Consider the following 25,345-nt stretch of genomic DNA (forward strand, 5'->3'; position numbering starts at 1 on the left):
GGGCGCGCGCAAAGAACTGACAAATCTATGAAAATGCTATGGTTTTAGGGTCGCCCGTCAGCCCAGAACCTGCGCAAGCGCAAGCCGCCCATAGGCCAGATTGGCATGCAGGATATCCTCCTGCGGCTGATAGCGGTTCAGGTCGAACAGCCTGCGCGCCTTGGTGGAATAGGCCTGCGCCGTCAGGCAATCCTGCGTGATGGTCCCGGCCGGTTGGGGATGCAGCACCACCCCGAACTTCGCCGCGAACCGGGCCAATTCCTCGCCATACACCGCCGCCGCCTGCGCCCCCAACCCCTCGCGCAACAGCCGCCGGAACCCCGCCCCGGCAGGAACGCGCCCCATCTGCATCAGCCGTTCCGACGGATAGGGTTGCGGCAGCAGGTGGATAGGCCGATCCGCCAACCCCGGCACCGCCCGCAGATGCGCCATCAATCGCGCCGCGCTCGTCCCCATCAGCGCCTCGGACAGGGCGATGCGCAGCACCGCCTCGGTCAATGCAGGCCGCTCTGCCCGCGATCCTTGCGGCCAGTCAAGCACCCGATAGGTGTTCAAAACCTGCACCAACGGGAACATGCTCACCTCGCTGGCCACCACCGCCAGCGCGTCGAAATCGGCAAGGTCCTGCTCCACCGCCAGCCCCAGCCGATCCAGAAAAGACGCCATCGCCTCTGACGCCGCGATCCGCGTTCCGTCCAACGCGTAATCCGTCACCCCGCTGCCCGACCGCACGAAGAAAGCCACCTCATGCCCCGCCGCGACCTCGCCTTCGCGCCAGGCCTCCATCAGGCAGGCCGCATGCGAATTGCCGAATACCAGAACCTTCATCCGCGCGCCGCGTCCAGCAAGGTCTCGTCACATACCTCGATGCCCTTGTCCTCCGGCACCGCCGCTCCACGCCCATCGCGCAGGATGCCTTCCTGCCCGGCAAAGAAGACCTGCATGATTGTCTCCACCACCTCCTCCCGCACCTCGCGCTGGTCGGGGCCAAAGGCATCCCGCATCAGCGGGTTTTGCGTCGCGATCTCATAGGACGGGAAATAGTCACATCCCGGCAGCAGGGTGATCACCTCATCCACCGCCGCGCGCAGCACCGCTTTTGACCGCGCCGTCGCGCCCAGCACATGCCCGCCCGTGGCCGTCGCCATCAGCGGCACAGGTGACACGGTGAAGATGAACCGCAGCTCCGGATTGCCCTGCCGCAGCAACCCGACCATGCGGCACAGCTCCTCCACCACGTCGCCCACGCGGGCGTTGTGAAACCGATGCGCCGGGTCGCCAAAGGCAGGGTCCACCGCCGCCGGACACAGCGGATAGACCGTCCCGCCCCGCGCATCCTCCCACCGTTCGGTCAAACCCAGTGTAAAGATGAACACGCTCGCCTCGGTGAACAGCCGCCGCACCTGCGCCAGATGCGCCAGCCGCGCCGCACCTGCCAAATCCAGCGTGGCATATCCCCCCGGCTCCAGCCGTGGGCGCAGCCCATCATACCACCGGCCGTTCTTTTCCCAGAACGCCTCGTCTCGCAGATGCCCGGTCAGCGCGTCTTCGGCCAGTTGCACCATCTGCGCCGTGCTGTAGATGTTCCCGTACCGCGCCGAAAACAGGCCAAATCCCAGCCCCGCCGCCGTCGCCTCTGTCATGCCATGCGGCACCGGCTCCAGATCCAGGAACCGCGCCGTAGACCGGCGCAATTCGCGCCCGATCTTCTGCGCAAAGCAGCTTCCCGCCGTCGCCACCGCATCATCCCGTCCGATCAGGACGGTCGGCCGATACAGATCATTCAGGCGAAAATCCGGGGCCGACAGGCAACGCCGCCAGAAACATTCATCCGGAAGCGACGCATAGGACATGGACAGATCACCCTCACACCAGCCCCGCCTCGCGCAGGCACTGCCCGAGTATCGGAAATGCAGATCAGCCTGTCATCAGGAAAAGACCGCGCTACCGCCCGGCCCAGGCCTTCTGGATATACATCGCCGTCATCAGGTCCAGATGCGCGCCGCCGCCATTCTTGGCAATCGTGATCTCATGATCCGATTGCCGCGCGAACAGCGCCGGATCGTCATAGTAATCCGCCACGATATCGCCCTCGGTGATCGCCCCCGATGCCAGCGGGTCGATCAATTCCCCGATGTGATGGATTGTCGTCGCCCGTGCATCCACAAACACCCGCGCCCGCGCCATGGCTTCATCATCCACCTCGCGCATACTGGGCTTGTAGGCACCGATCAGGTCCAGATGCTGGCCGGGTTGCAACCATGCCCCCTTGATCAGGGGCGCTGTCGCCATCGTCGCGGTGCAGATCACATCCGCCCCCCGCACCGCCGCCTCCAGATCATCCGCGACTGGCAAACCCATCGCCTCGGCACTGTCCCGGCTGCGGCTCCAGACGGTGAACTCCGCCTCCGGAAACACCGCCCCATAGGCTTCCACCATCGACTGTGCCACCTTCCCCGCCCCCACCAGCAGGAACCGCCGCGCGCCTGGGCGTACCAACCGCGAGGCCGCGAACAGGCTGTCGCCCGCCGTCTTCCACTTGGTCACCAGATGGAAATCCACCAGCCCGGTCAACTCTCCGGTCTGGTCGTCATACAGTGTGACCGACCCGTTCACCGTGGGCTTGCCGATGGCCACATTCCCCGGCACCACGGTCGCCACCTTGACCAGCGCGCCAAGCCCATCGATCCACGTCGCCCGGTCAAGGATCGTATCCGCGCCGCGATAACAGAACAGGTCCTTGATATCGGGCTTGGGCAGGCGATGCCCCGCCTCGAAGGCCCCCAGAAGCCCCTTCCAGTCCAGCAGACGCTCGGCCTCGAACGGTACGAAATCAATGCTCACAGCCCGGCCTCCCCGCGTTCCAGCAATCCCTCATCCACCAACCGCTGCGCCCAGCCTTCCCAGCCGTCAAACAAATGCGTCCGCCAGCCCCGCGCCGCCGCCGCCGCGATGTTCTCGGCCTTGTCATCGGCAAACAGCAGCCGCCCCGGCGCGACGCCGCTTTCCACCTCCAGCGCGGCATAGATCGCCGGATCGGGCTTCATCACACCCATCTTCCCCGACACCCAGGCCCGGTCGAACTCGGCCATGAAAGGCAACCGCTCCACCGCCGCATCAAAGGTTTCGCGCCCGAAATTCGTCAGAGCCAGCACCGGCACCCCCCGCGCCCGCAAGGCGCGCAACAGCCGGATCGACCCGTCGATCGGCGGATGCGCAATCTCGAACCACCGCTCCCGCCACATCCGGATCTCCGGCCCCCATTCAGGATGCGCCATGGCCAGCGCTTCCACGGACTCGGCAAAGGGATTGCCCAGATCGACGCCTGCATTCATCCCCGCAAGATCCACCTCGGCAAACAGCCGCGCCCGCGCTTCTGGCCCGATCACGCTGTCGTAAAACCGCTCCGGCTGCCATTCCAGCAGCACATTGCCGATGTCAAAGACCACCGCTTCTGGGATCACCTGTCACATCCTTCTTCCGCCGCACCGTCTCGCGCCAAAGCGTATACAGCCCCGCCCCACAGATCAGCGCAATCCCCAGCGCCGCCCAGATATCCGGCCATGTCCCGAACACCACCACCCCCCACAGGATCGCCAGCGGCATCGCCGTATACTCAAACGGCGCCACCAGCGCTGCCTCAAGCGTGCGATAGGCCTGGCTCACCATCAGCCCGCCAATGGCCACCGACAACCCGGTCGCCAGAAACCACGGCCAATCCGCCACCGGCGGCCAGACCCAGGTCCGGAACAGGAACGCCAGCGACGCATCCGACGACCCCGCCAGATGCCCGTCGCCCACAAACAGCCCCATGGTCGAACTCACCACGATGAACCCGCATTGCACATAGAACGACAGCGTCATCGCGCTTTCCGTGTCCTTCATCCGCCGCGTCATCATATGGCTGGACGCATAGCAAAAGGCCGAAATCAGCACCAAGATCGCCGCCGGCTGGATCACCCCGCTGCCGGGCCGCAGCATCACCACCACCCCCAGCATCCCCACGGCCACCGCAGCCCATCGCCGCGGCCCCACCACCTCGCCCAGCACGACAACCGACAGAAGCGTCACCAGCAAGGGCGAGATGAAGGCAATCGCCACCGCATCTGCCAGCGGCAACGCCGCCAGCCCAAGGAAATAACAGACATTCGACACCATCACGAATCCGACGCGGATCAGATGATCCCGCCGCCGCCGGGTCAAAATCTGCCGAAAGCCCGTGCCGGAAAAATGCATCAATCCCAGCAGAAAGATCATGCCCACCCCGGCCCGGATCAGGATCACCTGATGCAGAGCATAATCACCCGACAGGAACTTGATCGCCACATCGTTGATCGACAGCATGGCACTGCCGCCAATGGCCAGAAGGATGCCGGTCAAGGCGCTGCGCGAGGAAGGCTCGGTCGTCATGGGTGCAGAAAACCCCTGCCGTCGCATCTGTTCTGTCCCGCCCGCGACATCGTCGTGGCGGATTGTCCCGCCCGCCTCCTCCGCCGGATCAGCCCGCCGCCACCGCCGCGCGCACCACCCGCTCCAGCGCCTCAAGGTATCGCGACCGGTCAGCCTTGGAATAGGGCCGCCCGCCACCCTGCCGGAACGGATCGGCGCTGCGCAGGTCGGCCATCAGATCACGCGTCGCCAGCACATTGCCGATGTTGCGGTCGGTCAGCACATCGCCATTGTGCTTCACCACCACCGCCCCGCCCGCGATGACTCGTGCCGCCAACGGGATATCCCCTGTCACCACCACATCGCCCGGCCCGGCCTTATCGGCGATCCACTTGTCCGCCTCATCCGGCCCCGCTGCGACGAACACGCTTTCCACCAGCGGGTTCTGGCTGGGCCGGATGCCACCGTTCGACACCATCAGCATCCGCAGCCCATGGCGCACCGCAACCCGCTCGGTTTCCTCCTTCACGGGGCAGGCATCTGCATCGACGAAGATCCTAGCCATGAAGCGCCGCTGCATGGAACGCCACATGCTCTTCCATGAAGGTGGATACAAAGAAATAGCTGTGGTCATAGCCCTTCTGCATCCGGAAGGCCCCGCCCTGCCGCCGCACGGCCATCGCCTCGGCCAAAGCCTCGGGCTTGAGCAGATCAAGGAACTGATCCGCCGTCCCCTGATCAATCAGCATCGGCCCGTCGAACCCATAGCGCCGCATCAACAGCGTCGCATCATAGCCCGCCCAGACCGTCTCATCCTTGCCCATATAGGCGGTGAACTGCTTGCGCCCCCACTCGCTCGCCACCGGATTGCAGATCGGCGCAAAGGCCGAAACCGACCGGAAGCGCCCCGGAAAGCTCATCGCGATCGTCAGCGCGCCATGGCCGCCCATCGAATGGCCCGTGATCGCCTGCGCAGCCTCGGCAAGCGGAAAGGCCGAAAACAGCACATCGGGCAATTCATCCGTGATGTAATCCCACATCTGGAAATGCTGCGCCCAAGGTGCCTCTGTCGCGTTCACATAGAACCCTGCACCCTGGCCAAGGTCAAAGGCCGGGTCATTCGCCACACCCTCCCCGCGCGGCGATGTGTCGGGAAATACCAGCGCGATCCCCGCCTCGGCCGCCCAGCGCTGCGCACCGGCCTTCACCATCGCATTCTCATGCGTGCAGGTCAGCCCCGACAGATACCAAAGCACCGGCACCGGCCCGTCCTCGGCCTGATCGGGCAGGAACAGCCCAAAGGTCATATCGGTGCCGCACACATCGGACGGATGGGTGTAAACCCCCTGCACGCCGCCAAAAGCACGGTTCTCGGAAAGGGTCTTCATCACGCACCTCGCATCTGTGGCGGCCAAGGTTCCATGCCCCGCAAAAGGATGCAACCCGCTGCCCCTTCATCTTGGCCCAAATACCCAATTCGACCTGCCCGCATGGCACCACAGCGGGGGATCATGCGGGGGGGGCCGGAGGCGCGAATTCCCCCTAGCCCGCACCCAATCATTGCGTCGGATGGAACTTTCCCGCGGGCGAGGTGGTAAAGATCTCGCATCCCGTGGCCGTAACGCCCACCGAATGCTCGAACTGCGCACTCAGCGACTTGTCCCGCGTGATCGCAGTCCAGTCATCGGCCAGAACCTTGGTCTCGGGCCGGCCCAGATTCACCATCGGCTCGATGGTGAAGAACATGCCCTCTTCCAGCACCGGCCCCGATCCCGGCCGCCCGTAATGCAGCACATTCGGCGGCGAATGGAACACCCGGCCCAGACCGTGGCCACAGAAATCGCGCACCACGCTCATCCGCTGACTTTCCACGAAACTCTGGATCGCGTGGCCGATATCGCCAAAGGTATTCCCCGGCTTCACCGCCGCGATCCCGCGCATCAGCGCCTCATGCGTCACATTGATCAGGCGCTGCGCAAAGGGCTTGGCCGTTCCCGCCACATACATCCGGCTGCTATCGCCAAACCAGCCATCCACAACCACCGTCACATCGACGTTCAGGATATCGGCCGCCTGCAACACATCGCTGCTGCGTCCCGGAATCTTTGCCCCCGGAATCCCGTGGCAGACCACGTGGTTCACGCTGATGCACGACGCATGCTGGTATCCCTTGTAGCCGATGGTGGCCGATGTCACCCCGTGCCGTTCCACCTCGGCATTGATGAAGGCGTCAATCTCGCCCGTCGTCGCCCCCGGCACCACCAGCGCCCCCACGGCATCCAGTATCTCGGCCGCAATCCGCCCCGCACGGGCCATGCCTGCAAAATCCGCATCCTCATGGATACGGATCCCGTCTCTGGTGATGCGCCCGCGCGTTTCGTCCACCGCCCGACCTTCCTTCTCGCTTTTCCGCCTAAATAAGCATAGCCGCCCGCAAAGGCCAGACCCGCCCCGCAGCGCCCCCTTTGAAACCGCCTTCTCGCGGCCTATACCCCATCCACCTGCCCAATAAGGAGTCGCCCATGCCCAATCCCACCGCCGCCATGCTGGTGATCGGCGACGAAATCCTGTCCGGCCGCACACGCGACTCGAACATGCACCACCTCGCGCAACGCCTGACAGAGCACGGCATCCGCCTGACCGAGGTCCGCGTCGTGGCCGATGAACAGCCCGCCATCATCGCCGCCGTCAACGATCTGCGCGCGCGCTTTGACCACCTGTTCACCTCGGGCGGCATCGGCCCCACCCATGATGACATCACTGCCGATGCCATCGCCGCCGCCTTCGCCACCCCCATCACCCACCGCGCCGACGCGATGGCGCTCCTGCAGGCGCATTACGACCGCGCGGGTCTGCCCTTCAACGACGCGCGCCAGCGCATGGCCCGCATCCCCGATGGCGCGATCCTGATCGAAAACCCCATCTCCACCGCGCCGGGCTTCACGCTCGGAAATGTCCATGTCATGGCGGGCGTCCCCAGCATCTTCGAAGCAATGCTCGCAGGCCTTCTGCCCACTCTCACGGGCGGGGCACCGCTTCTGTCGCAATCGCTGCGCGTCAACCGGGGCGAAGGCGAGATTGCCGCCGAATTTGGCGCGCTCGCCGCTGATTTCCCCGATCTCTCCATGGGCAGCTACCCGTTCAACACCAATGGCGTCTACGGCACCAACCTTGTCATCCGTGGCACCGATCCCGCCCGGATCGACGCCGCCATGACCCGCCTCGCATCGCTGTTCCCATGACCCCCGACCTGCTGGCCGAGGTGACCGAGGCGACATGGCCCCCCGCGGCCACCCTTCGCCACGGCCCCTGGCTCATCCGCGAAGGCCAAGGCGGCGGCCAGCGCGTCTCTGCCGCCTCCGCCATCGGCGACTGGGCCGAGGCTGACATCCCCACCGCCGAAACCGCCATGCGCGCGCTTGGCCAATCCCCCCTTTTCGTCCTGCGCCCCTCGGACATCGCGCTCGATCAGGCCCTCGCCGCGCGCGGCTATGCCCATCACGATCCCGTCGTCGCCTATGCCGCCCCGGTGGCCGATCTTGCGGCCACGGAACCGGCCTTCCTCACCAGCTTTCCGCATTGGCCCCCCCTCGCCGTCGCGCGCCAGATCTGGGAACAGGGCGGAATCGGCCCCGCCCGCATTGCCGTGATGGACCGCGTCGCCGGTCCGAAAACCGCGATCCTCGGCCGCGCGGGCGACCGCGCCGCAGGCATCGCCTTCACGGCAATCCACGGCAATGTTGCAATGCTTCACGCGCTTGAAACCGCGCCGGATCAGCGCAGAAAGGGCTGCGCACACAACATCTTGCGGGCCGCCGCCATCTGGGCCCGCAATCACGGGGCCGACACGATTTCTCTGCTTGTGACTGAGCGGAACGCCGCCGCCCGCGCGCTCTATGCTTCCCTGAACTTCGCCGTTGTGGGACAGTATCACTATCGAAAACATGGCCCCGCAGAAGGCTGAGCAGTTGACAGACCCGCGCCCGCAACACCTTCACCGGCTTGGCCGCCCTATGGCCATGGCTGCGCTGATCCTGACCGTTGCCCTGCCCGCGCAGGCGCTGGACCTGCGCTTTCCCGCCCCCGCCGCCACCTCCGGCGAACGGCGCGAGGCGGTCACTTCCTACAACATCCCCACCGGTCCGTGGCAGGCCGGGGTCATCCCCACCACCACCGCCGAAGGCGCATTCGCCCAGACAGCATGGAAAATCGACGCCGCCGATCTGTCGACGCTGCAAATCCTGCAACCGCTGCGCGCGCAGGTCGCCGAACAGGGCTTTGAAACTGTCTTCGAATGCGCCACCTCGGCCTGTGGCGGCTTTGATTTCCGCTACGGCACCGACATTCTGCCGGAACCGCAGATGCATGTGGACCTTGGCGATTACCGCTTTCTCGCCGCCCGCCGCGATGGCCCGGATGGCAGTGACTGGCTCACCCTGATCGTCAGCCGCTCTGCCGATACTGGCTTTGTCCAACTCACCCGAATCGGGGCGGAAACCCCCGGCGTCCCCGATCTTAGCCTTTCGTCGAAATCGACCTTTTCACCCACCCCAGCCGCGCCAACGGCAAACACTTTGCCCACCGCCCTGCCGCAGGATGATCTGACCGCCGCGCTGACCGCCGGTCAGCCCGCCACTCTGGCCGATCTCGTTTTCCCCTCCGCGCAGGCCGACCTCGCCCCCGGCAGCTATCCCTCGCTGGCGCGGCTGGCCGATTGGCTCACCGCCAATCCCACCGCCTCGGTCGAACTCGTGGGCCATACCGATGCCTCCGGCAACGCGCAGGCCAACACCGCGCTTTCGCTGGCCCGGGCCGAAGCAACCCGCGCCGCCCTGATCGCACAATTCGGCATCGACCCCTCCCGCATCACCACGCGCGGTGCAGGCCCGCTTGAACCGATCGCCACCAACGACACAGCCGAAGGCCGCGCCCAAAACCGAAGGGTCGAGGTCATTACGACCCCGACCCTCTGAACTCCCCCAGGAGTAGGCAGTCCCCCTTTCGGGAAACCGGCGAAATCACCAGCTGTCCGGCCCCTTGTCGATCAGTTGCCGCGCCAGAAAATCAATGAACGCCCGCACCTTGGGCTGCGTGAACCGCCCCGGCGGATAAACCGCATAGATGCCCAGACATTCCACAGGCAGTCCCGGAATGGCCTCTTCCACCAGACCCTGCCGCATTGCATCGGCATATAGGAAGCTCGGCAGATAGGCGATCCCCAACCCCGAAATCGCGGCATTCAGCAGCGATTGGCCGTCATTCACCGTCAACCAGCCAACCGACCGCACCTGCCGCTTTTCCCCCGACGGCGCGGTGATCTTCCACACATTGCCGTTGGCCTGATTCGAATAATGCAGCAGCTTGTGCTCATTCAGATCGTCGATCTTCATCGGCCGACCGAACTTCTGGAAATACGAAGGCGACGCGATCATCCGCTTCGTCGTCTCAGTCAGCTTCCGCGCGCGCAGGCTGGAATCCTCCAGTTCCCCCACCCGGATCGCCATATCGAACCCTTCGCTGATCAACTCGACATAGCGGTTGTTCAGCACCATGTTCACCGTGATATCCGGGTATTCCAGCAGGAAATCCCCAAGGATCGGCGACAAGAGGTTCACCCCGAAATCGGTGGCGACACTGATACGCAACAGGCCCGAAGGGGCCGACTGCATGGATGTGACCAGCGCATCCGCTTCGCCTGCATCATTCAGCACGCGGCGGGCGCGGTCGTAATAGGCAAGGCCAATCTCGGTGGGCGAAACGCGGCGTGTCGTCCGGTTCAGAAGGCGGGCCCCCAGCCGCGCCTCCAGTGCCGATACATGTTTTGACACCGCAGACTTCGAAATTCCCATCTTCTTGGCCGCATCGGTAAAGCCGCCCTGGTCTACAACCATGGCAAAGGCTTCCATTTCCGTCAGTCGGTCCATTGTTACCCTCTGGCAAGCTATGAGGTCGTATTGCCGAGGATTGACCGCGAATTCAGGCAGGATCGGGGCGCAGACGGGGCCGATCCGGGGTTTTCCATGGGATCGTTGATATCAGGGAAACATAAATCCCCACCCCGGCACCCGGCTCAAAGCCGCGCCGCCAGCCGCGCACCCTGATCAATCGCGCGTTTTGCGTCCAATTCGGCCGCCACATCCGCCCCGCCGATGACATGGCACCCGATCCCAGCCGCCGCCAGCTCATCGGCCAGCCCCCGCGCCGGCACCTGCCCCGCGCACAGCACCACCGAATCAACCGGGATCAACTCCTCCACCCCGTCGCGCCGCACGACAAGGCCCTCGGGCAGGATGCGCTCATAAGAGACCCCGCCGATCATCTTCACCCCTTTCGCCGCCAACGCGGCGCGGTGGATCCATCCCGTCGTCTTGCCCAACCCGCGCCCCGGCTTTTCCGCCTTGCGCTGCAACAGCCAGACCTCGCGCGCAGGCGCTTCCGGTTCCGGTGCCACCAGCCCGCCCCGCACCTCTGCCGGATCGCCCACACCCCATTCCCGCCGCCACAGCGCGGCATCCAGCGCAGGGCTCGCCCCACGATGGGCCAGGAACTCCGCCACATCAAACCCGATGCCGCCAGCGCCCACGATGGCCACCCGTTTGCCGACCGGCGCGCCGTTCAGCACCTCGATATAGCCCAGCGCCGCCTCCTGCCCCGGAATAGCCGGATCACGCGGGATCACGCCCGTCGCTACAATCACCTCGTCAAAACCGCGTAGGTCGCCTACCCCGACCTCCGATCCCAGCCGCAACTCAACCCCCGCCCGCGCCACCCGCGCCGCGAACCAACGTACCAGCCCGTGAAACTCTTCCTTCCCGGGCACCATCTTGGCCAGGTTCAATTGCCCGCCGATCCGGTCCGCCCGGTCAAACAACGTCACACGGTGCCCCCGCTCTGCCGCCACCGCCGCCGCCATAAGGCCAGCAGGCCCCGCACCCACCACGGCCACCGACTTCGCAACTTCCGCCGGCGCATAGACCAGTTCCACCTCGTGGCAGGCGCGTGGATTGACCAGACAGCTTGTCAGCTTGCCGCTGAACGTATGGTCCAGACAGGCCTGATTGCAGGCGATGCAGGGCGCGATCTCCTCTGCCCGCCCCGCCGCCGCCTTGGCCACGAAATCCGCATCCGCCAGAAAGGGCCGCGCCATCGACACCATATCCGCCATCCCATCCGCCAGCAGCCCCTCGGCCACTTCCGGCGTGTTGATGCGGTTCGATGTGATCACAGGGATCGCAACCTCCCCCCGCAGCCGCCCGGTCAGATGCGCGAACGCCGCGCGCGGCACCGATGTGGCAATCGTCGGCACCCGCGCCTCATGCCAGCCGATCCCGGTGTTCAGGATCGACGCCCCCGCCGCCTCCACCGCCTTCGCCAGCAGAACCACCTCATCCCAGGTGCTCCCATCGGGTACCAGGTCAATCAGGCTGATGCGATAGATGACGATGAAATCCGCCCCCACCGCCGCCCGCACCCGACGCACCACCTCAACGGGCAGGCGCATCCGGTTCTCATAGCTCCCGCCCCAGTCATCCGTTCGGCGGTTGGTATGGGCGACAAGGAACTGGTTCAGGAAATACCCCTCGCTCCCCATCACCTCCACACCGTCATACCCCGCCTCACGCGCCCGCACGGCCGCAGTGACGATGTCTGAAATCTGCTTCTCGATCCCCGCGGCATCCAGTTCGCGCGGCGCAAAAGGCGAAATCGGCGACCGGATCGCGCTCGGCGCCACGCAATCCTTGCCATAGGCATAGCGTCCCGCATGCAGAATCTGCATCGCGATCCGCCCGCCCGCCGCATGCACCCGGTCCGTCACCACCCGGTGATTGGCAATATCCAGCGCCGAATACAGCCCCGCCGCACCGGGAAACACGCCGCCCTCTGCATTAGGCGCCATCCCCCCCGTCACCATCAGCGCCACCCCGCCCCGCGCGCGGTCGGCATAGAACTCGGCCACCCGGTTCCAATCCCCCCGCTCCTCCAGCCCCGTATGCATCGACCCCATCAGCACCCGATTGGGCAGCGTGACATGGCCAAGGGTCAGCGGCGAAAGCAGATTGGGATAAAGCGTCATGATGGTCCTCCGGACCGCGACACTGCCGCAGCCCCGCACGCCTGTCACGGACAACGCAACGTCATGCGCGGATCGTGGCCACGCCCCAGACGCAGCACTCCTTCAAAGCCCTCTCTTCTCTGAAAAATATCCTCAGGGGGTGAGGAGCGTGAGCTCCGAGGGGGCGGAACGCCCCCTGCAACGCCGCCCCCGGCACTGCGTCAGCCCAGTGTTTCCACGCAATGCCGCCGGAAGGCCCGCTTCAGCATATCCAGTTCCGCCCGCAACAGATCCACCTCGGCGCGCAGGTCATCCTCCATCGGCACCCCGGTGATGATGGTGAAATGCGCCAGCGTCTCGCCCGTACCCCGGTTGCGGATCAGAAAGCTCTGCACCCCCTCGCTCAGCGCCGCCACCGGCACAGGCACCCGCACCGCCCACTCGCCCGCCCGGTCCGGGATCGACGTCACCGTCACCCCCGGCACCTCGGCCTCCAGATGCCGCACCTCCAGCGCGGGCTTGTCGGTCCCCGACAACACCCCTTCCCAGACCCCGGCCCGGATGCGCGTCTTGGTCAGCTTTACCCCGTCCATCCCCATGCCCTCACATCTCGGCCCGTGGCCTGCGGCTCACGGTCACGTCACGCAGGATGATCTGATTCATCTCCGGCCCTTCAAAGATCAGGTCGATCCACAGCTTTTCGATCCGCTTTTCGTTGATCTTGGTGTAGGTCAGGTCGAATTCCACCATCACCTCTTCCGCCCCGATCGGCAGTTCCAGCACAAGCTGCTCGGTGTTCGGTCCATGCTTCACATTCAGCCGCGCAAAGATTTCCAGCGGTTTTTCCAGCTCCACGATCACATCCAGCCGGATCAGATGGCGCAGCTTCAACCCCCGCGCCGCTTCATCCGGCAGGTCAACCACCAGCGACAAGAAGGATCCGTCGAACCGGAACACATCCATTCGGAATCCGAACGGCGCCACGTCGCTTTCCCGCTCATTGCGGATCTGGCGCACCGTCAACTCGCTCACCCGGCAGTCGTGAAAGACAGTTGCCCCTTCGCAGAACAACATCCGGTTCGGCACCGATGCCTGCCCCGGCACCGGCATCGGCCCGCGCCACAGATCGGGCCGCCAGGCCCAATCCGTGCCAAGTGGCTTGCGCATCGCATTCGATCCGATCACCGGCAGCGCCAACCGATGTTCCGCTTGATGGATCACCCGGTCCAATTGCCGCCGCAGCGACCGCGCCCGCGAACGCCAACCGCGCAGCACATCCGGATCGGCCACAGCCGACGCCTCCGCGATCTCTTCCCAGCGCCGGACGACCCGCTTCTGCAGCAGCTTGTCCAGCACGCCCTCGATCTTGCCCACCATTCCGCGTCCCGAATACCGCCTAAGGCCCCGCGCAAAGGCGCGGACCACACGCCCTATCTATTGCCGGAAAGGGCGCACCGCGCCACCGACTTTTCACCTCAAAAGCGAAGTTCTCAGCCCCCAGTCCCGGTCTGGTTAGTCCCGGCCTGGTTAGCACCAGTCTGGTTGGCGCGCACCACCGCCTCGCCCGCATTGGCCCGCCGCAAGGCCGCCAGCGCCGCCTCTACCAGCGCCCGCCCCTTGGCGGCAGGCAATGGCGCGTCTTCCGAAGGCCCTGCCGCCGTCACCGTTACCAACCGCCCCCGCAGCCCGGCAATTCCGCGCCAGTATTCGCCCGCCACCCGGTCGCGCACCTGCACCAGAAAGGCCCCATCAACCCCGGTCGCCGAAATCACCTGCACATCCCCGGCGCGCCCCGACCGGCTCAACGCCGCCCGCCCCGCCTCTGATGTGAAATAGGCCGCCAACGCCTCGCCGCCCCCGGCCATCGCCCCGGCCGATCCCGCCTGACCCACAGTCAGCGTCAGCACCGCAGGCTCCGCTGTCCCGGCCGCCGAACAGCGGCCCATGATCACCACGGCACTGTCGGCCTGACGTTGCCCCGCCCCCGGCGCGATGCAATAGCCCGCCGGGGCTGCCGCCACCACCGCGCCGTCCAACAGCGCCACCTGCCGTATCCCTGCGCCTTGCGTCGCCACACATCCGGCCAGCACCAGAACACCGATCAACCCCAAACTCTTCACACCCATCCCCTTGCGCCAGACCAACTCTTCCCGGTTGCATAGCGCCCCCACCCGCCACCGTCCACCGCCCCGCCCCCCAAAGGCGCAACGCCGCCCACGCACGCGCCCCAAGCTCCCCCAAGCTACCATTGCATCCGCCCCGCCAAACCGCTTCACTCCACGCAAAGCCAAACCCGAACCACAGGCCCCGCATGACCCGTCTTTCCGACCTCGCCGCCCGCCTGAACGGGCAGGCCGATCTCTACACCGCCCTGCGTCAGGCCCTCGCTCCAAGCGACCACGCACCCGATATTCCCGCCCTCATCGCCGCCACAGATGCCCCGACCCGCGCCCGGCTGGAAAGCGTCGATGCCGGTCTTCTCGCCGCCATCGCGCGCAAGGCCACAACGGGCACGGCCACGCCCGGCGCCGCCACCCTGCGCGACACCCTCGCCGCCACCCCGGCCCATCCCCTGTTTCTGCCCGATCCGGCCACAGGCGCCACTATGGCCCTGCCCACCACCGGCCAACGCCCCGACATGCCCGCCTTCTCGAACCCCGCTTTTGATCCGTGGTTCGCCGAACACCAATCGCAGGGCATCCGCTACGGCCTCGGCCTCTACGGCGAAAACCGTACCGTCTATGCCACGCCGCAATTCGCTGATGCCGCCAGCCCGGAACGGCGCACGATCCACCTCGGCATCGACGTCTTCGCCCCTGCTGGCACGCCCGTCTTCGCCCCGCTGCCGGGCCGGGTGAAACACCTCACCTATAACGCCGATCCGCTGGATTACGGCCATACCCTGATCCTTGAACATGATCTCGGTGGCGCGACGGTCTACACCCTTTACGGCCACCTTGCCGCCACCCTGCCCGGCCTGCACCCAACCGGCACGGTCGAACCCGGCCAACTCATCGCCCATCTGGGCGACTGGCCGGAAAACGGCGGCTGGGCCGCCCATATCCATTTCCAGATCATCACCGATCTTCTGGCCCAAACAGGGGGCAACTTCTTTGGCGTGGGCCATGCCAGCTTGCACGATGTCTGGTCCAACATCAGCCCCGACCCCAACCTCCTGATGCGCCTTCCCTCGCACAGCTTCACGGTTTGATCCCCATGCCCCCGATCCAGTCACATATCCGCCCCGCCACCCCGGATGACCGCGCCCTCTGGCAGCCGCTGTTCGAAGGTTACGCCGCCTTCTACAACACCCCCCTCACCCCACAGACGCTCGATACCGTCTGGTCCTGGATCCACGATCCCACCAACCCCTTCTGGTGCGACCTCGCCCTTGATGACAGCGGCACCCCCCTCGGTTTCGTGCAATACCAACTCATGCACCGCTCCCTCGGTGGCTCCATGGTCTGCTACCTGTCAGACCTGTTCACCACCCCCGCCGCCCGGGGCCGGGGCACCGGCCGCGCCCTGATCGACCATGTCCTCGCCTTCGCCCGCAGCCACGGCCTGCCCAATGTCCGTTGGCTCACGGCCGAAGACAACACCACCGCCCGCACGCTCTATGACAGCTACGCCCCCCGTACCCCTTTCATCCTCTACTCCCTCCCCACCACCTGACCCTGTCCTTGCCGCTTCATCTTGGCCCAAATACCCAAATCCACCCCTGCCACACGCACCACGCCGCAGGCTCGCCCCGGCCAAACCACGCCACCGCCACCTGCTCCCCACCGCCCGGCGATTGCATTTCCCACCCCCCCGGCATATCTGTCTGCCATCCGACGCGACCCGCAAAGGCCACGCCCGCATGAACTGGATTTCCAACTACGTCCGCCCCAAGATCAACTCGCTCTTCTCGCGCCGGGAAGTGCCTGAAAATCTTTGGACGAAATGCCCCGAATGCGGGACGATGCTGTTCCACCGCGAACTCGCCGCCAACCTGAACGTCTGCACCTCCTGCGATCACCACATGGCCATCAGCCCGCGTGACCGCTTCTCCGCCCTGTTCGACGGCGGCATCTTCACCGAGGTGAAGGTCCCCGACGCCGTCACCGACCCGCTGCATTTCCGCGATCAAAAGAAATACCCAGAACGCCTCAAGGCCGCGCAAAAGGCGACCGGAGAGAAAGAGGCGATGCTCGTCGCCGAAGGCGAAATCGCCAAGACCCCCATTGTCGCCGTCGCGCAGGATTTCTCCTTCATGGCCGGCTCCATGGGTATGTATGTGGGCAATGCCATCCTCGCCGCAGCCGAACGCGCGGTGAAACTCAAGCGCCCCCTCGTGCTGTTCTCCGCCGCAGGCGGCGCCCGCATGCAGGAAGGCATCCTGTCCCTGATGCAGATGCCACGCACCACCGTCGCCGTGCAGATGCTACGTGAGGCGCACCTTCCCTATATCGTTGTCCTCACCCACCCCACCACGGGCGGCGTCACCGCCTCCTATGCGATGCTGGGCGATGTGCAACTGGCCGAACCCAACGCGCTGATCTGCTTTGCCGGCCCCCGCGTGATCGAACAGACCATCCGCGAAAAGCTGCCCGAAGGGTTCCAGCGCGCTGAATACCTGCTCGATCACGGGATGCTCGACCGCGTCACCCACCGCAAAGCCTTGCGTGAAGAACTGGTCACGATCATCCGCCTGCTGACCGGCCAACCCCCGGCCATCAAGGGCGAGTTGACCGCGCAGCCCGTCGAAGCCTGATCCGCAAAGACCTGAACCCGTGACCGCCCTCACCTCCGACGCCCTGCTCGACCGGATGATGACCCTGCACCCCAAGGTCATCGACCTCACGCTGGACCGTGTCCACCGTCTCTTGGGTCTGCTGGGCAATCCCGAACGCGCCATCCCCCCCGCGATCCATATCGCAGGCACGAACGGCAAGGGCAGCACGCAAGCCATGATCCGCGCCGGGCTAGAACAGGCCGGGCAACGCGTCCACGCCTATACCTCTCCCCACCTCGCGCGCTTCCATGAACGCATCCGGCTGGCCGGGCAGTTGATCAGCGAACCAGCCCTCACCGCCCTGCTTGATGAATGCGTCGCAAAGAACGGCCCGGATGAGATCACGTTTTTTGAGATCACAACCTGCGCCGCCTTCGCTGCCTTCGCCCGCACCCCGGCCGATTGGACACTTCTCGAAGTCGGCCTCGGCGGCAGGCTTGATGCCACCAACGTCATCACCCCGCGCCTGTCGATCATCACGCCCGTCTCGATGGACCATGAATCCTTCCTCGGCGACACCATCGCCAAGATCGCCGCGGAAAAGGCCGGGATCATCAAGCGCGGCATCCCCGTGATCGTCGGCCCCCAGCACCCTGACGGGCTGGAAGTGATTGAGTCCACCGCCGCCCGCCTCGGCGCGCCGATTCTGGCCTTCGGCCAACACTGGCATGTCTGGGAAGAACGCGGCCGTCTGATCTATCAGGATGAAACCGGCCTGCTTGATCTGCCCCTGCCCAACCTGCCCGGCCCCCATCAGATCCAGAACGCCGGTGCCGCCATCACCGCCCTGCGCCATCTGGGCTATGACGCCGCCGCGTGTGAGGCCGCCGTCACCCGCGCCGAATGGCCCGCCCGGATGCAGCGCCTGCGTCACGGCCCGCTGATCGACCTTGCCCCGCAGGTCGAGCTTTGGCTCGACGGCGGCCACAACCCCGCCGGGGGTGAGGCCATCGCCGCCACGCTGGCCCGCATGCCCGCCCGCCCCACGCATCTGATCTGCGGGATGCTCAACACCAAGGACGTGACGGGCTACATGCGCCCCCTCGCGCCCCAGGTCACGCGCCTCCACGCCGTCTCCATCCCCGGCGAAAAGAACACCCTCCCGGCCGAGGCCACACGCGACGCCGCCCTGACCGCAGGCATCGACGCCACCACCGCCCCCTCGGTGGCCGAGGCCCTCACCACCATCACCGCCACCGCCCCCCAAGCCCGCGTCCTGATCTGCGGCTCCCTCTACCTCGCCGGGCACATCCTGCGCGAAAACGGCTGATCCGCCGCACCGCAAAGCCGACAAGGAGTGTTCCCCGAACACTCCCGATTTTTCGCAGAAAAATCGCCCCTCCCCACCCCAGCCAAACTTGCGCCCCAATCCTCGACAACGCTCGCAGGACATTTCCACGCGAGCACTATTCGAATGACTGCTTTTTCCCCGGTCTCATCTCAGGTCCTGACTCGCGTTGCCGTGCTGATCGACGGCGACCATATCCCGGCATCGTTCCGCACCAACATCTCTACCGAAGCGGCGAAACTCGGCGAGGTGATATCGACGCAGCTTTTCTGCGATCTCTCGCTCCGGCCTGACTGGGCCTCAGAAACCGGGATAGACGTGACCCATTGCAAGGGCCGCCCCGGCAAGAACAGCGCCGACATGTCACTGTGCATCGCGGCGCTCGACCTCGCCTATCGCGGGCTTGCCACCGCTTTCTTGATCGCATCGAACGACCGGGATTTCGAACCGCTCACCCGCCACCTCCGCCGCTTGGGATGCACCGCCAACCAAGTCAAGACACTGGCACCGCCACCCACGCCCAAACCCGTTGCACCACCGACACAGTCCGCGCCGCCCCATTCCGCCGCTCCCGTGACCGAGGATCCGGCCACGTGCACGCTACTTGCCAAGGTCCGCGCCGCTATCAAAGGACATGGCGGCCCGGATGGCATCAAGATCGAGGCGCTCAATCCCCTGCTGCACCGTCAGGGCGTAAGAATTTCGCAGGAACCCGAAAAGAACTGGCGTGCTTGGCTACGCGCCCGCCCAGAGCATTTCCATTGCGATCCGAAGGGGCCACTGGCTCGGGTACGCCTGAAGAAGTGACGTCCCCCCTCAAACTCCATACCGCGCCATGAACATCGCCACTGCCCCCTCCACCACTCGCGTCACCTCGCGCGGTTGGCGGGCGGCGTCGATGCCGAAAACGGCCCGGTCATGCAGATCAGCCTTGCACAGTTGCGCAAACTGGTCAGCGGCGAGGTTCAGATCGTCGATCCGCAATTCCCCCCGCGCCACTGCCTTGGCCAGATAGATCGCCAGCCGCTCCCGGATCAGGAGCGGCCCGCTTTCATAGAACGCCGCCCCCAGCGCCGGGAACCGGTCGCTTTCGGCCACGCACATGCGAAACATCCGTTGCCCGAAATCCGATTGCGCAAAGCCCACGATCCGCTCGCCCGCCAACCGCAGAACATCCGCCACCGGGGCCTGATCATCGATCAGCGCCTCCGCCTCATCCGCCGCGCGGCGGCATTCGGCCCGCGCAACCTCTTGAAACAGCAGCCGCTTGTCCGGGAAATAGCTGTACAGCGTCGCCTTGCTCACTCCCGCCTCGCGGGCGATGTCATCGACGGACGCGCCCTCGAACCCGTCGCGCAGGAACACTTCGCGCGCGCCTGCAAGCACCTGATCGAACTTCCGCCCCCGCCGGATCAGCCCATCACGCGCCGGTTCCACCCGGACTTGTTCGCCTGCCTCATCCATCCCGACCACCTTTCCCAGGCGCGGACCATAGCCCGCCGCCGCCGCCAGCGGCAAGCCTCACCCCCGCTGCCGCGCCACCACTGGGCCGCCCCCCTGCGCCGCGATGCGCGCGATGGCCGCCGGTATCCCCTCATGGCGTACATCCATGCTGTGGCCATTGGCATGGATCATCCGGTCCCCATCCACCACGATCGCCACATGCCCCTTCCAGAAGATCAGGTCGCCCCGTCGCAGCACCGCGCCTTCCGCCAAAGCCACACCCAGCCCCTGCTGCATGTCGCTATCCCCAGGACAGTCCCGCCCGCAGGCCAGCCACGCCGCCTGCACCAGCCCTGAACAGTCAATCCCGTCCCGGCTGTTGCCGCCCCACAGATAGGGCGTCCCCAGAAACATCTCTGCCACCGTCACCGGGTCGTCAAACCACTCCCCATCCGGTCGCAGATGCACTGATGGCAGATATCCCCCCGCCACCCGCGCCCATTTCCCGTCATCCTCCAGCACCGCCACCCGCGCGCCAAAAGGCAGCGCCGCGCGTTCCCGCGCCTGCACCCGTGGCTCGGGGTAAAGATGCGTTCCCACCGCCGCCACCCAATGCGTCGCTGCCACCGCAGGCCCCACCGCCCCCGCCTCCAGCCACCCGCAATAGCCATCCCGGCCCATCTGCACGAACACTCCCCCGTCCCGCCGCTCCACCACCAGCAGCGCCGCGCCAAAGCTTACCTGTCGGTCCCGTGCCCCGCCCGGGCTTGCGCACAGATCGGCCAGCGGCACCGCCACCGCGCCCCGCTCCCCCGCGACAAAGACCTCTGCCGCCACCTGCCCGCGCAAACCCTCCAAAGCCACCCGCCCCGAAAAGGCCGTCAAACGCCGGTCCATCACAGCCCCAGCATCGCGGGCAACCCGCACAGCAGCGCCCGCGCACCCTGCCCGACCCCGCCCTTGGGCCGCCCCGGCGCTTCGCTCGGCGTGTGACCGTAAATGTCGAAATGCACATAGCGCGGGTGTTCCGCAAACCGCCGCAGGAACAGCGCCGCCGTGATCGACCCGGCAAAGCCAAACCCCGGCGCATTGTCCAGATCCGCAATCCCCGGTTCGATCACCGCCTCATAGGCATCATGGAATGGCAACCGCCAGACCGGATCAAACCCCGCCACGGCCCCGGCCTCCAACGCCGCCACAACCCCCGCGTCATCACTGTAATACGGCGCAAGGTCCGGCCCCACCGCCACCCGCGCCGCGCCGGTCAGCGTGGCCATCGACACCAGCAGATCGCAAGGCTCCTCCCCCGCCCAGGCCAGCGCATCGCCCAGCACCAGCCGCCCTTCGGCATCGGTGTCATTCACCTCCACGGTCAATCCCTTGCGGCTGGTCAGAATATCCTTCGGCTTCAACGCATTGCCCGAAACCACATTCTCCACCGCTGGCACGATCACCCGCAGCCGAACGGGCAGGCCCAGCTCCATGATCATCTGCGCCAGCCCCATCACCGTGGCGGCACCCCCCATATCCTTCTTCATCAGGTTCATCCCTGATGACGGCTTCAGGTTCAGCCCCCCGGTATCGAAACACACGCCCTTGCCCACCAGCGTCAGCGCAGGCCCCGCATCCCCCCACCGCATCTCCATGATGCGCGGCACGCGCGGGCTGGCCCGCCCCACGGCATGCACCATGGGAAAGCCCTGCTCCAGCAGGTCCTCCCCCCGCACCACCGCAACCGCCGCGCCAAACCGCGCGCCCAGCGCAGCAAAGGCCGTCTCAAGCTGCCCCGGCCCCATATCCTGCGCGGGCGTGTTGATCAGGTCGCGCGTCAGAAATTCGCCCCGCGCCATGGCGATCACCCGCGCAGCATCCACCCCGTCCGGGCAAACCAGCAGCGCCCCGGCCTCGGCCTTCGCCGCGCGATATCGGCCAAAACGATATTGCGTCAGAACCCAGCCCAGCGCCGCTTCTTCCCGCTCGGCAACACTCAAGGCTCCCTCAATCCGCCATGCACCCGCAGGCAGCCCCGCCACCGCCTTGGCCAGCCCGAACCGCATACGCCGCCGCGCCTTGGCCGTGCCATAGCCTGCCACCGCCCCGGCCAACCCGCCCCCCGCAGCGGGCAACAGCCGCACCTCGCCCAATTCCCCCTTGAACCCGGTTGCCGCCAGCCATCCCGCCGCCTCCGGCCCCAACTGCGCCTTGATCGCCTCGATCCCGTCAGACGGCACCACGTGCAAAGGCAAGGCCACGGCGGCGGGATCGGCAAAAGCGGGCGTCAGATAGGGCAGCACGGCATCGGTCATGGCATCGGTTCCACAGGTGATTTCCCGCAGAACCCTAAGAACGCCGCCCCGCACCCGCAAGGGCAGTCACAGCCCGTCACACATATCGGGCAAAGGCACGGGGGGTCACATCGCCCGCCCCGCAGGGCAAGGCCACCACGGCGCGCAACGCCCCGCTCAGCGCACCAGCGACCGTTCCGCCACCCGCATCAGCCGCGCCCAGACGGCGGCAAAGGCCGTGGCGTCCCCGCGCAGCAACACCTCGCGCGCATCCTCTGCCACCTGCGCAAGGCTCACCAGCCCAACCCCAGCCGCCATCGCCTGCATCCGCTTCAACGCCCGTGGCAGGCTGTCCAGCTCATGCCGATCCACCTGCGCGCACATCACGGTCACCGCCATCGCCAGTTCACCCACCGCCCGGGTCACCAGTTTTGCCCCGGGATCAGGGCCCAGCCGATCAAAGATCGCCAGGATTGCCCCCTCATCCTCATCCACCCGCTCTTGCGGATGCAAGGTCACCACCCCGCTCGTCATCACTTCCCCCACGCGTATCACACCCGGGGACAGCATGTTTCATGCCATTGAACGAAAGGTTGCCGTCCAAGGAAATAAACACTCGAATTTTCCTATACTTCATCCTACCAAGGCCGCTCGAAGCACTGCAAAAGGGATGCCCCATGCAACAGGCCCGGCCCCTTCCCGCCTATCTGATCAGCCGCTTTCATGGCTGGCGCGCCACGACCTATCAGGACAACAAGGCCTGGTTCCGCCGCCTTGCGCAAAGCGGCCAGCATCCCCGCGCCATGGTGATCTCCTGCTGCGACTCGCGTGTTCATGTCACCTCGATCTTCGGCGCGGATGAAGGCGAGTTCTTCATTCACCGCAACGTCGCGAACCTTGTGCCGCCCTACAACCCGGATGGCGAATATCACGGCACCTCAGCGGCGGTGGAATACGCCGTCACCTCGCTGGGCGTGGCGCATATCGTCGTGCTGGGCCATTCCAACTGCGGCGGCGTCAAGGGCTGCCATGACATGTGCTCCGGCCACGCGCCGGAGCTTGAGATGAAATCCTCCTTCGTCGGCCGCTGGATGGATATCCTCCGCCCCGGATACGAACGCGTCACCCTGACCAGACCCGAAGACCCCCTCCGCGCGCTGGAAAAAGAAGCCGTCCTTGTCAGCCTCGAAAACCTGATGACCTTCCCCTTCGTGCGCGCCGCCGTCGAAGATGACCGCCTCACCCTGCACGGTCTGTGGACGGATACAGGCGAAGGCGGTCTCGAACAGTTCGATCCCACCCGCGCGGGCTTCGTCCCGGTCTAGGAAAAAGCCGAACCTGCCCATTCACCTTGGCCCAAATACCCAATCTTCCCCATCCACCTGCGCCACGCCCCCGATAAACACCTGTTGCTTTTCCGCAGCGCAGCATCTTCACAGCGCCGTGAACGCGTCTATATTCCAGACCAACCAACAGGGGGCCGATCCATGCAAGACATCCTGACGCTGGCAGGCGCGAACCTGCTGACGCCAATGATCCTGTGCTTCGCCCTCGGCCTTGCCGCCGCACTTGCCCGGTCAGAACTTTCGGTCCCCGAAGCCGCCGCCAAAGCCCTGTCGATCTACCTTCTCTTTGCGATTGGCTTCAAAGGCGGCGTCGCGGTCGCCGATCACGGGCTTGACGTCAACCTCCTCGCCGCCCTCGTGGCCGGGGTGATCCTGTCCTTCGCCCTGCCCTTCGCGGCCTTCGCGCTCCTCAAGGCGCTCACCCGCCTGTCGGTCACCGATGCCGCCGCCGTCGCCGCGCATTACGGCTCTATCTCCATCGTGACCTTCGTCACCGCCACGTCCGTCCTGCAATCCCAAGGGATCGCGGCCGAAGGCTACATGGTCGCCGTCGCCGCCGCGATGGAGGCCCCGGCCATCATCTCCGCCCTCTTCATCGTCACACGCGCGGGCGGCAAAAGCGAAGGCATGGATGCAGAACTGTGGCGCGAGATTCTGCTCAACGGCTCTATCGTCCTTCTCGTCGGCTCCTTCGCCATCGGGCTCATCACCGGGGCCGAAGGCATGGCCCGCATCGAAAGCTTCATCGTCTCGCCCTTCCAGGGCGTGCTTTGCCTGTTCTTGCTGGACATGGGCCTTGTGGCCGGGCGCGGCCTGCGCGGCGCGCGCGGCATCCTCACCCCCGGCGTGTTGGCCTTCGGCCTTCTGATGCCCGTCATCGGGGCCGCCACGGGCCTTGCTGCTGGCCTGATCCTCGGGCTGTCACCGGGCGGCACAGCGCTGATGATGACGCTGGCCGCCTCCGCCTCCTACATCGCCGTGCCCGCCGCCATGCGCGTGGCCCTGCCGGATGCGAACCCGTCGATCTACCTGACCCTCTCGCTGGGGATCACCTTCCCCTTCAACCTCACCCTTGGCATCCCGGCCTATGTCGCCGTGGCCACCGCCCTTTCCGGAGGCTGACATGCAAACCCATCAGGCCAAACGCGTGGAAATCATCATCGAAGCCCCGATGGAGAACCGCCTGACCGACGCCCTCACCCGTGCGGGCGTGTCGGGTTTCACCGTCCTGCCCGTCCTTGGCGGATCGGGCCGCTCGGGCCGCTGGACACGTGAAGGTCAGGTCGGCCGGGCGGGCATGGTCGCTGTGATCTGCCTCATCCGCCCCGAACGGCTGGACGCCCTGCTCGACGCCGCCTTTACCGTGGTTGAACGCCATATCGGCGTTGTCAGCGTAACAGACACTCAGGTCCTACGCGCCGAACGTTTCTGACACCATCCGCGGCCCCACCTGCCAAAAGGGCCGCGCAACAAACATCAGACAGACCACCCTCAGGCGGCCAGACGGCCCTGTGCTGCTCGTGCGGCTTTGCGCGACTTGATCAGCATCGCATGGGCGGCGAAATCATCCTGAAAAAGATCCTCCAGTTCCGCGCGGCCCAGAATCTGCGGCCCGGTAACCACGGTGGGTTCAGCGGTCTTTTTCAGCATGGTCACAGCAAGAACCTTCATCATTTTTCAGCACTCATCTGATCGACTTAACTATTCTTTAAAGACGGCATCGGCGCGTTAACCTCAACCTGACTTGGGCATTTCTGTGAACCG

General features: G+C 65.8%; 29 protein-coding genes. 11 read left to right on the plus strand and 18 right to left on the minus strand.

Annotated features, from left to right (window positions below; genetic code table 11):
- Positions 1-57: 57 nt before the first annotated feature.
- From RSE12_20170 to map, 8 genes are all read right to left on the minus strand, one after another.
- Positions 58-828 (minus strand): hypothetical protein, encoded by a 771-nt coding sequence (locus RSE12_20170; GenBank protein ID WRH62640.1) that lies wholly within the window; start codon positions 826-828, stop codon positions 58-60.
- A complete protein-coding gene (locus RSE12_20175) occupies positions 825-1,853 on the minus strand; it encodes a GSCFA domain-containing protein (protein ID WRH62641.1) in 1,029 nt (342 codons plus the stop codon). Before RSE12_20175 ends, RSE12_20170 begins: the two co-directional genes overlap by 4 nt.
- 91 nt (positions 1,854-1,944) lie before the next feature.
- Entirely contained in the window at positions 1,945-2,844 is a 900-nt protein-coding gene (locus RSE12_20180; GenBank protein ID WRH62642.1) for an ornithine cyclodeaminase, read from the minus strand.
- Positions 2,841-3,464 (minus strand): HAD-IA family hydrolase, encoded by a 624-nt coding sequence (locus tag RSE12_20185; protein WRH62643.1) that lies wholly within the window; start codon positions 3,462-3,464, stop codon positions 2,841-2,843. The genes RSE12_20180 and RSE12_20185 overlap by 4 nt, the downstream gene beginning before the upstream one ends.
- Positions 3,439-4,410: a DMT family transporter gene (locus RSE12_20190; GenBank protein WRH62644.1), complete on the minus strand. Its 972-nt coding sequence runs from the start codon at positions 4,408-4,410 to the stop codon at positions 3,439-3,441. Before RSE12_20190 ends, RSE12_20185 begins: the two co-directional genes overlap by 26 nt.
- 88 nt (positions 4,411-4,498) lie before the next feature.
- The gene (locus tag RSE12_20195; protein WRH62645.1) at positions 4,499-4,954 is read right to left on the minus strand and encodes a YaiI/YqxD family protein; all 456 of its coding nucleotides are present in this window, start codon (positions 4,952-4,954) and stop codon (positions 4,499-4,501) included.
- The gene (gene fghA, locus RSE12_20200) at positions 4,947-5,777 is read right to left on the minus strand and encodes an S-formylglutathione hydrolase (GenBank protein ID WRH62646.1); all 831 of its coding nucleotides are present in this window, start codon (positions 5,775-5,777) and stop codon (positions 4,947-4,949) included. Before fghA ends, RSE12_20195 begins: the two co-directional genes overlap by 8 nt.
- A 169-nt stretch (positions 5,778-5,946) precedes the next feature.
- Complete coding sequence (map, locus tag RSE12_20205) at positions 5,947-6,774, minus strand: type I methionyl aminopeptidase (protein WRH62647.1); 828 nt, start codon at positions 6,772-6,774, stop codon at positions 5,947-5,949.
- 137 nt (positions 6,775-6,911) lie between these two features.
- Between map and RSE12_20210 the strand changes: the two genes are divergently transcribed.
- From RSE12_20210 to RSE12_20220, 3 genes are read left to right on the plus strand one after another with little or no spacing between them, the layout of a single operon-like run.
- Positions 6,912-7,631, plus strand: a complete 720-nt coding sequence (locus RSE12_20210; protein WRH62648.1) for a molybdopterin-binding protein — start codon at positions 6,912-6,914, stop codon at positions 7,629-7,631.
- Positions 7,628-8,353, plus strand: a complete 726-nt coding sequence (locus tag RSE12_20215; GenBank protein ID WRH62649.1) for a GNAT family N-acetyltransferase — start codon at positions 7,628-7,630, stop codon at positions 8,351-8,353. Before RSE12_20210 ends, RSE12_20215 begins: the two co-directional genes overlap by 4 nt.
- 55 nt (positions 8,354-8,408) lie before the next feature.
- Positions 8,409-9,362, plus strand: a complete 954-nt coding sequence (locus RSE12_20220; GenBank protein ID WRH62650.1) for an OmpA family protein — start codon at positions 8,409-8,411, stop codon at positions 9,360-9,362.
- A gap of 45 nt (positions 9,363-9,407) precedes the next feature.
- Here the strand turns inward: RSE12_20220 and RSE12_20225 are convergent, their stop codons facing one another.
- From RSE12_20225 to RSE12_20245, 5 genes are all read right to left on the minus strand, one after another.
- Complete coding sequence (locus tag RSE12_20225) at positions 9,408-10,313, minus strand: LysR family transcriptional regulator (GenBank protein ID WRH62651.1); 906 nt, start codon at positions 10,311-10,313, stop codon at positions 9,408-9,410.
- Between the two features lie 146 nt (positions 10,314-10,459).
- A complete protein-coding gene (locus RSE12_20230; GenBank protein WRH62652.1) occupies positions 10,460-12,463 on the minus strand; it encodes an NADPH-dependent 2,4-dienoyl-CoA reductase in 2,004 nt (667 codons plus the stop codon).
- 200 nt (positions 12,464-12,663) lie between these two features.
- Positions 12,664-13,041 (minus strand): hypothetical protein, encoded by a 378-nt coding sequence (locus RSE12_20235; GenBank protein ID WRH62653.1) that lies wholly within the window; start codon positions 13,039-13,041, stop codon positions 12,664-12,666.
- 4 nt (positions 13,042-13,045) lie between these two features.
- On the minus strand, positions 13,046-13,819 hold the full coding sequence (locus RSE12_20240; protein ID WRH62654.1) for a DUF6478 family protein: 774 nt from the start codon (positions 13,817-13,819) through the stop codon (positions 13,046-13,048).
- 113 nt (positions 13,820-13,932) lie between these two features.
- Positions 13,933-14,568 (minus strand): cation transport ATPase, encoded by a 636-nt coding sequence (locus RSE12_20245; GenBank protein WRH62655.1) that lies wholly within the window; start codon positions 14,566-14,568, stop codon positions 13,933-13,935.
- A 185-nt stretch (positions 14,569-14,753) separates the two neighbouring features.
- Here RSE12_20245 and RSE12_20250 point away from each other — a divergent pair, with 185 nt between their 5' ends.
- The 5 genes from RSE12_20250 to RSE12_20270 all read left to right on the plus strand — a co-directional run bounded on the left by RSE12_20250 (position 14,754) and on the right by RSE12_20270 (position 19,314).
- The gene (locus RSE12_20250) at positions 14,754-15,653 is read left to right on the plus strand and encodes a peptidoglycan DD-metalloendopeptidase family protein (protein ID WRH62656.1); all 900 of its coding nucleotides are present in this window, start codon (positions 14,754-14,756) and stop codon (positions 15,651-15,653) included.
- Between the two features lie 5 nt (positions 15,654-15,658).
- The gene (locus RSE12_20255; protein WRH62657.1) at positions 15,659-16,117 is read left to right on the plus strand and encodes a GNAT family N-acetyltransferase; all 459 of its coding nucleotides are present in this window, start codon (positions 15,659-15,661) and stop codon (positions 16,115-16,117) included.
- 187 nt (positions 16,118-16,304) lie between these two features.
- The gene (gene accD / locus RSE12_20260; GenBank protein ID WRH62658.1) at positions 16,305-17,198 is read left to right on the plus strand and encodes an acetyl-CoA carboxylase, carboxyltransferase subunit beta; all 894 of its coding nucleotides are present in this window, start codon (positions 16,305-16,307) and stop codon (positions 17,196-17,198) included.
- A 19-nt stretch (positions 17,199-17,217) separates the two neighbouring features.
- A complete protein-coding gene (locus tag RSE12_20265) occupies positions 17,218-18,489 on the plus strand; it encodes a folylpolyglutamate synthase/dihydrofolate synthase family protein (GenBank protein ID WRH62659.1) in 1,272 nt (423 codons plus the stop codon).
- Between the two features lie 144 nt (positions 18,490-18,633).
- On the plus strand, positions 18,634-19,314 hold the full coding sequence (locus tag RSE12_20270) for an NYN domain-containing protein (GenBank protein WRH62660.1): 681 nt from the start codon (positions 18,634-18,636) through the stop codon (positions 19,312-19,314).
- A gap of 9 nt (positions 19,315-19,323) precedes the next feature.
- Here RSE12_20270 and RSE12_20275 read toward each other — a convergent pair whose 3' ends face one another.
- The 4 genes from RSE12_20275 to RSE12_20290 all read right to left on the minus strand — a co-directional run bounded on the left by RSE12_20275 (position 19,324) and on the right by RSE12_20290 (position 22,805).
- On the minus strand, positions 19,324-19,971 hold the full coding sequence (locus tag RSE12_20275; GenBank protein WRH64884.1) for a TetR/AcrR family transcriptional regulator: 648 nt from the start codon (positions 19,969-19,971) through the stop codon (positions 19,324-19,326).
- A gap of 57 nt (positions 19,972-20,028) precedes the next feature.
- A complete protein-coding gene (locus RSE12_20280) occupies positions 20,029-20,847 on the minus strand; it encodes an NlpC/P60 family protein (GenBank protein ID WRH62661.1) in 819 nt (272 codons plus the stop codon).
- Positions 20,847-22,232, minus strand: coding sequence for a leucyl aminopeptidase family protein (locus RSE12_20285; GenBank protein WRH64885.1), 1,386 nt, complete (start codon positions 22,230-22,232; stop codon positions 20,847-20,849). The genes RSE12_20280 and RSE12_20285 overlap by 1 nt, the downstream gene beginning before the upstream one ends.
- A 180-nt stretch (positions 22,233-22,412) precedes the next feature.
- Positions 22,413-22,805 carry a hypothetical protein gene (locus RSE12_20290; protein ID WRH62662.1) on the minus strand — a complete coding sequence of 131 codons (393 nt, stop codon included), beginning with the start codon at positions 22,803-22,805 and terminating at the stop codon, positions 22,413-22,415.
- A gap of 107 nt (positions 22,806-22,912) precedes the next feature.
- Between RSE12_20290 and RSE12_20295 the strand changes: the two genes are divergently transcribed.
- The 3 genes from RSE12_20295 (at position 22,913) to RSE12_20305 (ending at position 25,013) form a co-directional block, all read left to right on the plus strand.
- Positions 22,913-23,560, plus strand: a complete 648-nt coding sequence (locus RSE12_20295; GenBank protein WRH62663.1) for a carbonic anhydrase — start codon at positions 22,913-22,915, stop codon at positions 23,558-23,560.
- 162 nt (positions 23,561-23,722) lie between these two features.
- Positions 23,723-24,703, plus strand: a complete 981-nt coding sequence (locus RSE12_20300) for a sodium-dependent bicarbonate transport family permease (GenBank protein ID WRH62664.1) — start codon at positions 23,723-23,725, stop codon at positions 24,701-24,703.
- A 1-nt stretch (position 24,704) separates the two neighbouring features.
- Positions 24,705-25,013, plus strand: coding sequence for a DUF3240 family protein (locus RSE12_20305; GenBank protein ID WRH62665.1), 309 nt, complete (start codon positions 24,705-24,707; stop codon positions 25,011-25,013).
- A 59-nt stretch (positions 25,014-25,072) separates the two neighbouring features.
- On the opposite strand, the gene RSE12_20310 is transcribed toward RSE12_20305, so the two are convergent.
- Positions 25,073-25,255 carry a hypothetical protein gene (locus RSE12_20310; GenBank protein WRH62666.1) on the minus strand — a complete coding sequence of 61 codons (183 nt, stop codon included), beginning with the start codon at positions 25,253-25,255 and terminating at the stop codon, positions 25,073-25,075.
- Between the last annotated feature and the right edge of the window lie 90 nt (positions 25,256-25,345).

This window comes from Fuscovulum sp. (assembly GCA_035192965.1).
GTDB lineage: Bacteria > Pseudomonadota > Alphaproteobacteria > Rhodobacterales > Rhodobacteraceae > Paragemmobacter.